General features: G+C 72.1%; 7 protein-coding genes and 4 pseudogenes. 3 read left to right on the forward strand and 8 right to left on the reverse strand.

Annotated features, from left to right (window positions below; translation table 11 throughout):
- Positions 1 to 336: pseudogene (locus JM949_RS28260) on the forward strand (hypothetical protein); the annotation flags it as partial.
- Between the two features lie 72 nt (positions 337 to 408).
- Here the strand turns inward: JM949_RS28260 and folE are convergent.
- The 4 genes from folE to JM949_RS28280 form a co-directional block, all read right to left on the reverse strand.
- Entirely contained in the window at positions 409 to 1,026 is a 618-nt protein-coding gene (gene folE, locus JM949_RS28265; protein WP_203151243.1) for a GTP cyclohydrolase I FolE, read from the reverse strand.
- A 34-nt stretch (positions 1,027 to 1,060) separates the two neighbouring features.
- Positions 1,061 to 3,079, reverse strand: coding sequence for an ATP-dependent zinc metalloprotease FtsH (ftsH, locus tag JM949_RS28270; RefSeq protein ID WP_203151238.1), 2,019 nt, complete (start codon positions 3,077 to 3,079; stop codon positions 1,061 to 1,063).
- Between the two features lie 530 nt (positions 3,080 to 3,609).
- Complete coding sequence (hpt, locus tag JM949_RS28275) at positions 3,610 to 4,185, reverse strand: hypoxanthine phosphoribosyltransferase (protein ID WP_203151239.1); 576 nt, start codon at positions 4,183 to 4,185, stop codon at positions 3,610 to 3,612.
- Between the two features lie 100 nt (positions 4,186 to 4,285).
- Positions 4,286 to 4,531 carry a hypothetical protein gene (locus JM949_RS28280; protein WP_203151244.1) on the reverse strand — a complete coding sequence of 82 codons (246 nt, stop codon included), beginning with the start codon at positions 4,529 to 4,531 and terminating at the stop codon, positions 4,286 to 4,288.
- A gap of 42 nt (positions 4,532 to 4,573) precedes the next feature.
- Between JM949_RS28280 and JM949_RS28285 the strand changes: the two are divergent.
- Positions 4,574 to 5,535, forward strand: a pseudogene (locus JM949_RS28285) (GlxA family transcriptional regulator).
- Positions 5,536 to 5,544: 9 nt separating this feature from the next.
- Here the strand turns inward: JM949_RS28285 and tilS are convergent.
- The 3 genes and pseudogenes from tilS to dacB form a co-directional block, all read right to left on the reverse strand.
- Positions 5,545 to 6,537, reverse strand: coding sequence for a tRNA lysidine(34) synthetase TilS (gene tilS, locus JM949_RS28290; RefSeq protein ID WP_203151240.1), 993 nt, complete (start codon positions 6,535 to 6,537; stop codon positions 5,545 to 5,547).
- 10 nt (positions 6,538 to 6,547) lie between these two features.
- A complete protein-coding gene (locus JM949_RS28295; protein ID WP_203151241.1) occupies positions 6,548 to 7,618 on the reverse strand; it encodes a zinc-dependent metalloprotease in 1,071 nt (356 codons plus the stop codon).
- A 111-nt stretch (positions 7,619 to 7,729) separates the two neighbouring features.
- Positions 7,730 to 9,174 (reverse strand): annotated as a pseudogene (gene dacB, locus JM949_RS28300) (D-alanyl-D-alanine carboxypeptidase/D-alanyl-D-alanine endopeptidase).
- A gap of 517 nt (positions 9,175 to 9,691) precedes the next feature.
- On the opposite strand from dacB, the gene JM949_RS28305 reads away from it, so the two are divergent.
- Positions 9,692 to 10,198 carry an inorganic diphosphatase gene (locus JM949_RS28305; RefSeq protein ID WP_091403280.1) on the forward strand — a complete coding sequence of 169 codons (507 nt, stop codon included), beginning with the start codon at positions 9,692 to 9,694 and terminating at the stop codon, positions 10,196 to 10,198.
- Positions 10,199 to 10,229: 31 nt separating this feature from the next.
- Here JM949_RS28305 and eccD read toward each other — a convergent pair.
- Positions 10,230 to 11,233 (reverse strand): annotated as a pseudogene (gene eccD / locus JM949_RS28310) (type VII secretion integral membrane protein EccD); the annotation flags it as partial.

The raw sequence follows: 11,233 nt of genomic DNA on the forward strand, positions 1-11,233 counted from the left end.
CGCGGCCCTGGCCGCGCGCCGCCGGTTCCGGCCGGGGTCCTGGCCCGCGCGGCCCGCAACCTTCTGGTGTACGGGCCGTTGGCGCTGCTGGTGCCACTGATCCAGGTCGCGGTGTACGTGGCGACGGGGGCGGGGCCGGCCAGCGTGGCGGCGCTGATCTGCGGTCTGCCGATGCCGGCGGTGGCGTTCGTCGCCGGTTGGCTGGGCATCGGGCGGTTGTTCCGGGTCAGCCCCACCGATCGGCTGGACCGCACGGTGCGCTTCGGCGCGCTGGTGTGCCTGGTGCCGGCGGTGCTGGCCACCGCCGGTCTGCTGTTGGCGCTGCTCGCCGGCTGAACCACCAGGGGCGTGGAACGGAACGGCCGGCCGTCCCGGGAGGGGTGTCGCCGGCCGTGGTGCGCGGGGCGTTCAGCGGGGAAGGATCAGGGCCATCGCCTCGGCCCGCGACTTGGAGTCCGTCTGCAGGATGCCGCGTACGGCCGAGGTGATGGTCTTGGCACCGGACTTCTGGATGCCGCGCATCGCCATGCACATGTGTTCGCACTCCAGCACGACGACGACCCCGCGTGGTGCGAGTTTGCTCATCAGCAGGTCGGCGACCTGCGAGGTGAGCCGCTCCTGCACCTGGGGTCGACGGGCGAAGACCTCGACGAGTCGGGCCAGCTTGGACAGGCCGGTGATCCGCCCGTCGGGGCCGGGGATGTAGCCGATGTGCGCGCTGCCGCGGAACGGCAGCAGGTGGTGCTCACAGAGGCTCATCACGTCGATGTCCCGAACGATCACCAGCTCTTCGTGGTTGGCCTCGAAGGTGGTGCTGAGCACCTGGCCCGGGTCGACCCGGAGGCCGGCGAAGAGTTCGGCGTACGCGCGGGCGACCCGGGACGGGGTCTGCTGGAGTCCGTCGCGGTCCGGGTCCTCGCCGACCGCGATCAGGATCTCCCGGACGGCCTTCTCGATCCGGCCGAGGTCGACCGCGTCCTCGACCGGGCGGCCGGTCAGCTTGCCGCTGATCAGCCGCGCGGCCACGTAGTCCAGCTCGTCGTCGCCGTCGGGTCGTCGCTCAGTGCGTACCGTCCGAGTTGTTGGACGGTGCCCCGCCACCGACGGACGCCTGCGCGCCGTCGGCCTGGGCCTGCGCCTTGAGCGCGTCCTTCTCCGCAGGGGTGAGCACGGGCGGCTCGGTGGACGGCTGACGCTTGCCGAAGCCGTTGTACGGCGCCAGCGGCGGGCGCTTGACCACCCGGGAGCAGATCCGCGCCATGTCGGCAGTGGAGAGAGTCTCCTTCTCCATCAGCTCGAGCACGATGTTGTCCAGGACGTCCCGGTACTCCACCAGGATCTCCCAGGCCTCGTCGTGCGCCAGCTCGACGAGTGCCCGCATCTCGCCGTCGATCTCGGCGGCCACCGAGTCCGAGTAGTCCCGCTCGTGGCCCATGTTGCGGCCGAGGAACGGCTCGTCTCCGCTGGTGCCGTACTTGATCGCGCCGAGCTTGGAGCTCATGCCGTACTGGGTGATCATCGCGCGGGCCAGTTGGGTGGCCTTCTCGATGTCGTTCCCGGCTCCAGTGGTGGGCTCGTGGAAGACCAGTTCCTCGGCCGCCCGACCGCCGAGCGCGTACGCCAGCGTGTCGATCATCTCGGCGCGGGTCTGGGTGTACTTGTCCTCGGTGGGGAGCACCAGGGTGTGGCCCAGTGAGCGACCACGGGACAGGATCGTCACCTTGTGCACCGGCGCGGCGTGCGGCAGCGCCCAGGCGACCAACGCGTGCCCACCCTCGTGGTACGCGGTGATCTTCTTTTCCTGGTCGCTCATCACCCGGGTCCGGCGCTGCGGGCCCGCGATCACCCGGTCGATCGACTCTTCCAGCGAGTCGTTGTTGATCGCCCGCTCGTCCTTACGGGCGGTGAGCAGGGCCGACTCGTTGATCACGTTGGCCAGGTCGGCACCGCTGAAGCCCGGGGTACGCCGTGCCACCGAGTCGAGGTCGACGTCGGGCGTGAACGGCTTGCCCTTGGCGTGCACCCGCAGGATGGCCTTGCGGCCCTCCATGTCCGGGGCGTCCACCGGGATCTGCCGGTCGAACCGGCCCGGGCGCAGCAGCGCCGGGTCGAGGATGTCCGGCCGGTTGGTGGCGGCGATCAGGATGACCCCGCCCTTGGTGTCGAAGCCGTCCATCTCGACGAGCAGCTGGTTGAGGGTCTGCTCACGCTCGTCGTGGCCGCCGCCCATGCCTGCGCCACGGTGCCGGCCGACGGCGTCGATCTCGTCGACGAAGACGATCGCCGGGGCGTTGGTCTTGGCCTGCTCGAACAGGTCACGGACCCGGCTGGCGCCGACGCCGACGAACATCTCCACGAAGTCGGAGCCGGAGATGGAGTAGAAGGGCACCCCGGCCTCGCCGGCGACCGCGCGGGCCAGCAGCGTCTTACCCGTTCCGGGCGGGCCGAACAGCAGCACGCCCTTCGGGATCTTGGCGCCCAGGGCCTGGTACTTCGCCGGGTTCTGCAGGAAGTCCTTGATCTCGTGCAGCTCCTCGACGGCCTCCTCGGCACCCGCGACGTCCGCGAAGGTCGTCTTCGGAGTGTCCTTGGTGATCATCTTGGCCTTGGACTTGCCGAAGTTGAGCACCCGGGAGCCGCCGCCCTGCATCTGCGACATGAAGAACAGCAGCAGGAGCACGAGCAGCGCGATCGGCAGCAGGTTGACCAGCAGGCTCACCCAGATGCTGTCCGAGGAGACCTTGACGTCGGCCGGCCCGGTGACCCGGTTGGCCGCCTTGGCGTCCAGCACCTCGTTCCAGACCTGGTCGCCGGCCTGGTAGGGGAACTGAGCCTCGATCTTGTCGGTCTCGGTCTTGCCGAACTTCGTCTTCTGAGCGAGGTCCAGCTGGACCGTCTGCTCCTTGTCCTGGAAGACGACCTTGTTGATCTTGGCGGTGTGCAGCTGATCGAGCGCAACGGAAGTGTCCACGCGGTGGTAGCTGGGACCAGCGGTGAACAGCTGACTGAGCACAACGGCGCCGAGGATGACCAGGATGATCCAGACCACCGGTCGGCGGAAGAAACGCGTACGTTCCATACTGTTGTCGAGCGCCGGAGCGCCCGCATCCTCCTGATCGACATCCTGACCGTCTGATGGTGTTGCCGCGATGAGCGGCGGCCGGAGCCGCCATGCGGGCCGGCCTCGACCCCGAGACGCGAAAACTGCCGCGCCGCGGTCATTCGACGGTACACCGTGTACGCGAGGAGTGAGCTTGCGAGCCCCGCAGTCGTGCACCATCAAAAGACCGGGTACGCGAGGAGGAAGCCCGCGAGCCGCCGCACTCGGCGCACCTCCGACATCGACGGCGCACACCGTGGGCAGGCCCACCAGCCCCGCAACGCGTACGGCGGGTCCGGGTTGAGACCGGCGTGGCGGGGAGTCCGGCTCGGCCACCCGAACGCCCGGTCACGCGGTCGGAGGGGTCGAGCGCGGAGTTTCCTCCGCACCACCGTGCTCCACGGTAACCGCATCAGCTGAGAGCGCGCTGAACGTCGGCTTGATGGACGCCGATACGAGTCGCCCTCGCGCCGGTCGGACGAACCGTCCGGACCGGGCGGGTCCGGACGTCAGGAGCGGGCGTAGACCTCGGGCTTGAGCACGCCGACGTACGGCAGCTCCCGGTAGCGCTCACCGAAGTCCAGGCCGTACCCGACCACGAACTCGGTGGGGATGTCGAAGCCCACGTACTTCACCGGGATCGGCACCTTCACCGCGTCCGGCTTGCGGAACAGCGCGACCACCTCGACGCTCGCCGCCGAGCGCGACTCGAGGTAGCGCAGCAGCCAGGAGAGCGTGAGCCCGGAGTCGACGATGTCCTCGACGACCACCACGTGCCGGCCGGCGATGTCCCGGTCCAGGTCCTTGAGGATGCGGACCACGCCGGACGAGGTGGTGCCCTGGCCGTAGGAGGAGATGGCCATGAAGTCGAGCTCCGCCGGCGGACCGTTCCGGCCCAGCGCCCGGGCGAAGTCCGCCATGAACATCACCGCACCCTTGAGTACGCACACCAGCAGCAGTCCGTCACCCACGTGGGCGTAGTCGGCGGAGACCTGCTTGGCCAGCTCCGCCGTCTTCTCGCGGATCTGCGCCTCGGAAATGATCACGTGGTCGATGTCGGCGTCGTACCAGGAGCCGTCAGCCATGACTCCTAGCCTGCCGTACGTCTGCTGGCCTCCGTCGGCGGGGCCGCACCTTTTGGCGCGGTCCCGCCAAGGATTTTCTACGCGAATCCCGCTAATCACATCAGTTGGTGCGGGAACGCCATCGGCGTCCGTCATCGCTCGGCTTCCAGTCGGCCGAATCGTGACTGTCTGTGGTCAGGCCGGCCATCGAGGCGGCGGCGAGCAGGACCAGGAACAGGAGGAGGAACAGGAACTCCATGGCGGCGCTCACTTTCGCATGGTTGCTGTCGGTTTCGCCGCCGGTGCGCACCGGACTGAGACCAGTCTGCGCCCACCCGAACCACTCGGACAGTGGCAGGAATGCCATTGACCATCGATTTACTGCCACCTGCCGGGTTACCCTCGTCACATGCTCCGATCGGTTGCCGTTCTCGCCCTGGACCAGGTCGCTCCCTTCGAGCTCGGCGTGCTCGCCGAGGTGTTCGGCACCGACCGGACCGCCGACGGTTTTCCCAGCTACCGCTTCCAGGTGTGCAGCCCGGACGGTGCCCCCGTACGTACCTCGTCCGGCTTCCACCTCACCCCGCACGCCGACCTCGGCCCGGTCGACGAGGCCGACCTGGTGGCCGTCCCCGCGCACAGCGCGGGCACCACAGTCCCCGGCCCGGTGCTCGACGCGCTCCGCCGGGCCGACGCGCGCGGCGCATACCTGTTCAGCGTCTGCTCCGGGGCCTTCCTGCTCGGCGCGGCCGGGCTGCTCGACGACCGGGAGTGCACCACGCACTGGCGGCACGTGGACGAGCTGCAAGATCGCTATCCGCGCGCCCGGGTGCGCTGCAACTCGCTCTACGTCCAGGACGGTCGGCTGCTCACCAGCGCCGGCACGGCGGCCGGCATCGACGCGTGCCTGCACCTGATCCGCCAGGAACACGGCTCGGCCACCGCGACCCGGCTGGCCCGGCGGATGGTGGTCCCACCGCACCGCGACGGCGGCAGTCCCAGTACGTCGAGGCGCCCATTCCGAAGGCACCCGAGGCGCCCACCCTGGAGCCGGTGCTGGAGTGGCTGATGGGTCACCTGGATCGAACGATCACCGTGGAGGAGTTGGCGGCCCGGGCCGGCATGGCACCGCGTACGTTCGCCCGCCGGTTCCGCGCCGAGACCGGCACCACCCCACACGACTGGCTCACCAACCAGCGCGTGCTGCTCGCCCGACGACTCCTGGAGGAGACGCCGTTGAGCGTGGAGGCGGTCGCCGACCAGTCCGGCTTCGGCGACGCGGCCGCGCTACGCCACCACTTCAGCCGCCGGGTCGGCGCCACCCCACACAGCTACCGGACGACCTTCCGGGACCGGGTGCACAGCGGTTGAGCAAACCGCTCAGCCTGGCGGTGCGGGTGACAACCGGTCGGCGCTGCGGAGCACCCGGATGCCGCCGGGCAGGCCGGTCGGGCCCTGTCCGCGCCAGGCGGTGACCAGGGCGTCCAGCGCGGCGACGTGCCGGTGCGACAACGCACCCGGCGACGCGCCCAGCTCACGGGCCCAGGAGTGCAGCACCCGGCCGCGTACCGCCGGAACCAGGCCGAGCAGCACCGGCACGGAGAGACCACCGTCGGGGCACCGCGCCGCCGCCAACGCCGCCGCCGCCAACTCGTCGAGCGCGGCGTTGTCGGCCGCCACCAACCGAGCGGTACGCGCCAGGTTGTCCACCACGCCGGGGCCGAGCGCCCGCACCAGCGCCGGCAGCAGATCAGCGCGCACCCTCGACCGGCTGTACGACGGGTCCGTGTTGTGCGGGTCCTGCCAGGGGCTCAGCCCGAGCACGGCGCACGCCGCGCGCGTCTGCTCCCGACCGATCTCGAGCAGCGGACGCAGCAGCGGCACCCCGCCCAGATCCCGCCGGGCCGGCATGCCGGCCAGCCCACGTGGGCCGGCGCCCCGGGCAAGCGCGAGCAGCACCGTCTCCGCCTGGTCGTCGCGGGTGTGCCCGGTCAGCACCGCGACCGCGTGCTGCTGCCGGGCCGCCTCGGTCAACGCCTCGTAGCGCGCCGCACGGGCAGCCGCCTCCGGCCCGCCGGGGCGCCCGGTCACCGCCACCCGCACCACCGTCGACGACGTGAAGCCGACCCCGCGACCCCAGCCCGCCACCGCCTCGGCGCGCTCCGCGGAGCCGTCCTGCAAGCCGTGGTCGACGGTGACGAGGGCCGCGGTGCGACCCAGCCGCGGCGCCACGAACGCGGTGGCCACCGCGAGGGCGAGCGAGTCGGCACCGCCGGAGCAGGCGACCAGCACCGGACCGTCGGACGGCAGGCCGGTCAGGGCGTGCCGGACCGCCACCCGGATCGCGGCCACCGGTGCGGCGAGCGCGGCCACTGGCGGGTGGTCAGCCAGCGGCCGGGAAGGTGCCGGCCGGGCCGTGCACCCGGGCGACCCAGGCATCCGGGTCACCCAACTCCGACAGCCGGGGCAGGGTGAGCGGGGAGTTGAAGATCGAGTTGAAACCGTCCATACCCACCCGCTCCACCACGCCGTGCACGAACTTGCGTCCCTCGGCGTACTGGCGCATCTTGACGTCCACCCCGAGCAGCCGGCGGATCGCCTTCTCCAGCGGGTTGCCCGCCTCCCGACGCCTGTTGAACGACGCCCGGATTCGCTCCACGCTCGGGATCACCGCCGGGCCCACGCCGTCCATGACGAACTCGGCGTGCCCCTCCAGCAGGGTCATCAACGCGGTGAGCCGGTCCAGTACGGCCCGCTGCGCCGGGGTCTGCACGATGTCCAGCACGCTGGTGCGGCTGTCCGGGTCACGGACCGCCTCGGAGAGCGTGGCCACCCCACGCCGCAACCGCTCGACCAGGTGGTCGCTGCCGCTGGACGAGGCGTCGACGAACGCCTGCACCTCGCTGAGGAAGTAGGCCCGCATCCACGGCACGGCCGTGAACTGGGTGCGGTGGGTGACCTCGTGCAGGCACACCCAGAGCCGGAAGTCCCGTGGGTCGGCGCCGAGCTTGCGCTCGACCTCGACGATGTTCGGCGCTACCAGCAGCAGTTGGCCCGGATCGGCCGAGAAGACCTCGTACTGGCCGAGCACCCGGCCGGAGAGGTAGGCCAGCACCGTCCCGGCCTGCACGCCGGTCAGCCGGGACCCGATCGCCTCGGTCAACGCGCCCGGCTGCTTGTCGCCGGAGAGCCGACTCATCAGCGGGGTGATCACCTCGCGGAGGCCGGCGATGTTCGTCGCGGCCCAGTCCCGGCGATCGACCACCCGGACCGGCGGATGCGCCACCTGCGCCCGCAGCCCCGTGTAGTCGGCCACGTGCCCGGCCGCCTCGTCGGTCAGCCGGCGCAGGTCGCCGACCACGTCGGTGGCTTCGGCGTACGACACCCGGGGGCCCGACTTGCTCAACGCCCCCGCGGTGGCGGCGGCCAGATCCCAGTCCACGAACTGCGCCATGGACCCACCGTACCCGCGCCGCGACACCCCGGCCCGGGCTCGCATCCCGCGATCGACGGCGATGCCGATGGCGACTCCGGGCCGCGGACCGGAACGGGCGACCGGCGAAGGTCAGCCGCAGCCGCAGTTGGCCAGCGCGGCGGCGATCCGGTCCAACGCCGGTTGGGCGGTCTCCTTGCCGCCGGGCACCTTGTCGGTGAGCACCGCGAAGGTCAACAGCCGACCGTCGGCGGTGGTGACCAGGCCCGCGATGGAGTGCACGCCGGTCAGGGTGCCGGTCTTGGCCCGGACGCTGCCCGCGCCAGCGGTGGTGCCGGCGGCGTCGCGGTAGCGCTCGCCCAGCGTCCCGGACCAACCACCCACCGGCAGACCACCGAAGACGCCGGCCAGCTCCGGGTGGTCCGGGCTGGCGGCCAGTCGGATCAGATCGGTCAGCAGCGACGGGCTGATCCGGTTGCGGCGGGACAGGCCACTGCCGTCGGAGACGCTGATCTCCTCGGCGGGCAGGCCCAACTCGGCCACCTCGGCGTCCATCGCGGCGGCACCCCCGTCGAAGGAGGCCGGCTGGTTGCCGGCCAACGCGACCTGCCGGGCGAGCGCCTCGGCCACGATGTTGTCGCTCTCGCTGATCATCACGTCGACCAGCCGGATCAGCGGCGGGGACTGCACCACGCCCAGCTCGGTGCCCGGTGCCGGGCTGGCACCGGCACCGGCACCGGCCTGCGCCGGCACAGGTGCGGTACCCCGTTTCACGGCTTCGGTCGGTACGCCGAGCAACCGGGCGAACGACCTGCCGGCGGCGAGATCCGGCTCGGCGAGCCGCAGGGCGGACCCGGGTCCGACGCTCGGGTCCTTGCGGGCGCCGTCGGTCATCAACGCGGTGATCGCGCCGCCTGACCCGCCGGTCGGGATGTCGTCGTCCCAGCCGGGGCCATAGACCGGGCCGGAGTAGGCCGAGCCGTCGACGGTGACAGCGGTCGGCGCGGTCCCGCCGAGCGCGGTGCGGACCTGGGCGGCCAGCTCGTCGAGGCGCGCCGCTCCCGGGTAGTAGCCCTTCTTGTCGATCGCGAGGGTCGGATCACCGCCGCCGATGATCACCACCTCGCCGGCCTTCGCGCCGGCCACCACACGGGTGGGAATCCGGTAGCCGGGCCCCCGGGCGGCCAGCACGGTCACCGCGGTCGCCAGCTTGGTCACCGAGGCGGGCACGGTGCCGTCGTCCGCCCCCTTGGCGAACAGCGTCTGGCCGGAGATCACGTCGGCCACCGAGACGTTCACCCGGCTGCCCAGGTCCGCGACACCCACCAGCGGATCAAGGGCGGCGCGTACCCCCTCCGGGGTGGGCACCGGGGCGTTCGAATCCGGGCCCGCCAGCACCTCCCCAGGCGCGGGATCCGGGCTCGCACCAGCGGCGCCGGCGCGGACCCGGCGTCGTCGCCCAGCCACCCGGCGACCGGGCCGGGTCGGGTGACGACGACGCCGACGCTGGCGAGCACCAGCAGGAACACGGCGGCCAGCAGCACCAGCCGCCGCCGACGGCCGGACGCGGCGGGCACGGGTGCCGGCGCGGCACCGGCGGGTGCCGGCAACGCGGAGATCGGCGGGCTCACCGGTGGGACACCGGCGGGGTCGGAAGTGACCGGACTGACCGGGGCCGGGCTGACCGGGACCGCGGCACCTCCGCCGACCGTGGGGAACCGACCGGTGTTCGGACCGGGCGGTGTGTTCGGGCTGCCGGCGGGCGCCAGGGCAGCGGCGGGGGCCGGTCGGGCACCGTCTCCGGTGCCGTGCTCGCTGGTTCGGGAGCCCGTGGGAGGTGGGCCTCGGGCACCGGGACTCGCCCCTTGGCACTGCCGGAGCCGGATCGTCCGGTACCGTGCGCGGAGCCCCCGTCCGGGCGGTAGTGTGAATCTTCCCTCCCCACGACCCCCTCCTCCCCCAGCGAAAATCGGCTTGGGTGACACTACTTCGGTCCGAAGACTATGCGGCGGCCGGAGTCGGCGGGTGGGCATTCACCTGTCGAGGCCGCCATTGTTTCCGTAAGCCAGCGTGGGCAGACGAGGGAGCGTGCAGATGGATTTCGACGTGACGGTTGAGATCCCCAAGGGTCACCGAAACAAGTACGAGGTGGACCACAAGACCGGCCGGATCCGGCTGGACCGCACCCTCTTCACCTCCACCCAGTACCCGGCCGACTACGGGTTCATCGAGGGCACCCTGGGCGAGGACGGCGATCCGCTGGACGCCCTGGTGCTGGTCCCCGAGCCGACCTTCCCGGGCTGCCTGATCCGCTGCCGCACCATCGGCATGTTCCGGATGACCGACGAGAAGGGCGGGGACGACAAGGTCCTCTGCGTGCCCTACGAGGACCCTCGCCAGGAGCACCTGCGCGACATCCACCACCTGGGCGAGTTCGACCGCCTGGAGATCCAGCACTTCTTCGAGGTCTACAAGGACCTGGAGCCCGGCAAGTCGGTGGAGGGCGCGACCTGGGTCGGCCGCACCGAGGCCGAGGCCGAGATCCACGCCTCCTACCAGCGGGCCCGCGACGCCGAGGCGCGCGGCGAGTCCATGCACTGACGACCGCTGACGCACCGGGCCCGAGGGTCGCTCAACCGAGCAACCCTCGGGCCCGGTCGTACAGGTCGAGCACCGCGCAGGCGACCGGCACCACGGCGACCACCAGGGCGGTGTCGGTGAGGTCCGCGACCCTCCCCAGATACGGCGAAACGGGCCGGCGGGCGTACCCGGTGCCGGCGGCGACGGCCACCAGGGCCACCGCCGCGCCGCCCAGGACCAGCACCAACCGCCCGGCGTCGTCGGCCTGACCGACCAGCACCGCGCCCAGCACCGCGTAGCCGGCGAGCCCGGCGAGCACCGTCGGCACCCGGTGCCGCAGCGCCACGAACAACCGCGACCGCAGCAGCAGCACGGCCGAGGTGACCGCCACCAGCACCCGGCCGGCCGTTCCGCCGGCAACTCCCAGGACGACCGCCGCGGCCGCCGCCAGCAGCGCGTGGCCGATCAACATCCCGGTGAGCATCTCCTCGGTACGGATCACCGCGGCGTGCACCCGGCTCCGGTCCGGCAGACCCCGGGCCCGCTCCGGCTCCTCCGCCGGCGTCGAGGTCGGCAGGGTGATGGGCGGCAGCGGCAGCTTGCCGAACCGGATGGCCAGCAGCGGGATCACACCGACCGCGAACACCAGTGCGCTGATCAGCACCGCCGCCGTGCCGGACGGCGTCATCACCAGCCCAGCGAGCGCCGCGCCGGAGCCGATCAGCCCGACCGTGACACCGGCCACGAAGACCCGCAGCCGGCTGGCCACGCCGAGCAGACCGATCAGCGCCACCAGCAGCAACGCGACCGAGCCGGCCAGCAGTTCGGGGGCACCCACCCACCGGGCCGGCCCGAACGGCCCGACCGGGTCACCGGAGCCCACCGCGAGCGCACCGGCCGTGAACGCGTACGGCAGCGCGTAACCGCCGAGTGTCGCCCCGGCGGTGCCGTCGCCGTTGGCCGCGGGAGGCCACCGTGCCGGCCACCGTGGAGCACCAACGCCACGCCGGCGGCCGCCAGCCACACGCCCGGCTGTGTCGGCCGCCGGCGAACAGC

This window comes from Micromonospora tarensis (assembly GCF_016803395.1).
GTDB lineage: Bacteria > Actinomycetota > Actinomycetes > Mycobacteriales > Micromonosporaceae > Micromonospora > Micromonospora tarensis.

Excerpts from the sequence above, each read along its gene's own strand:
- JM949_RS28295 (WP_203151241.1), bottom strand. The coding sequence starts at position 7,618 with ATGGCGCAGTTCGTGGACTGGGATCTGGCCGCCGCCACCGCGGGGGCG.
- ftsH (WP_203151238.1), bottom strand. The coding sequence starts at position 3,079 with ATGGAACGTACGCGTTTCTTCCGCCGACCGGTGGTCTGGATCATCCTG.
- JM949_RS28305 (WP_091403280.1), top strand. The coding sequence starts at position 9,692 with ATGGATTTCGACGTGACGGTTGAGATCCCCAAGGGTCACCGAAACAAG.
- JM949_RS28280 (WP_203151244.1), bottom strand. The coding sequence starts at position 4,531 with ATGGCATTCCTGCCACTGTCCGAGTGGTTCGGGTGGGCGCAGACTGGT.
- hpt (WP_203151239.1), bottom strand. The coding sequence starts at position 4,185 with ATGGCTGACGGCTCCTGGTACGACGCCGACATCGACCACGTGATCATT.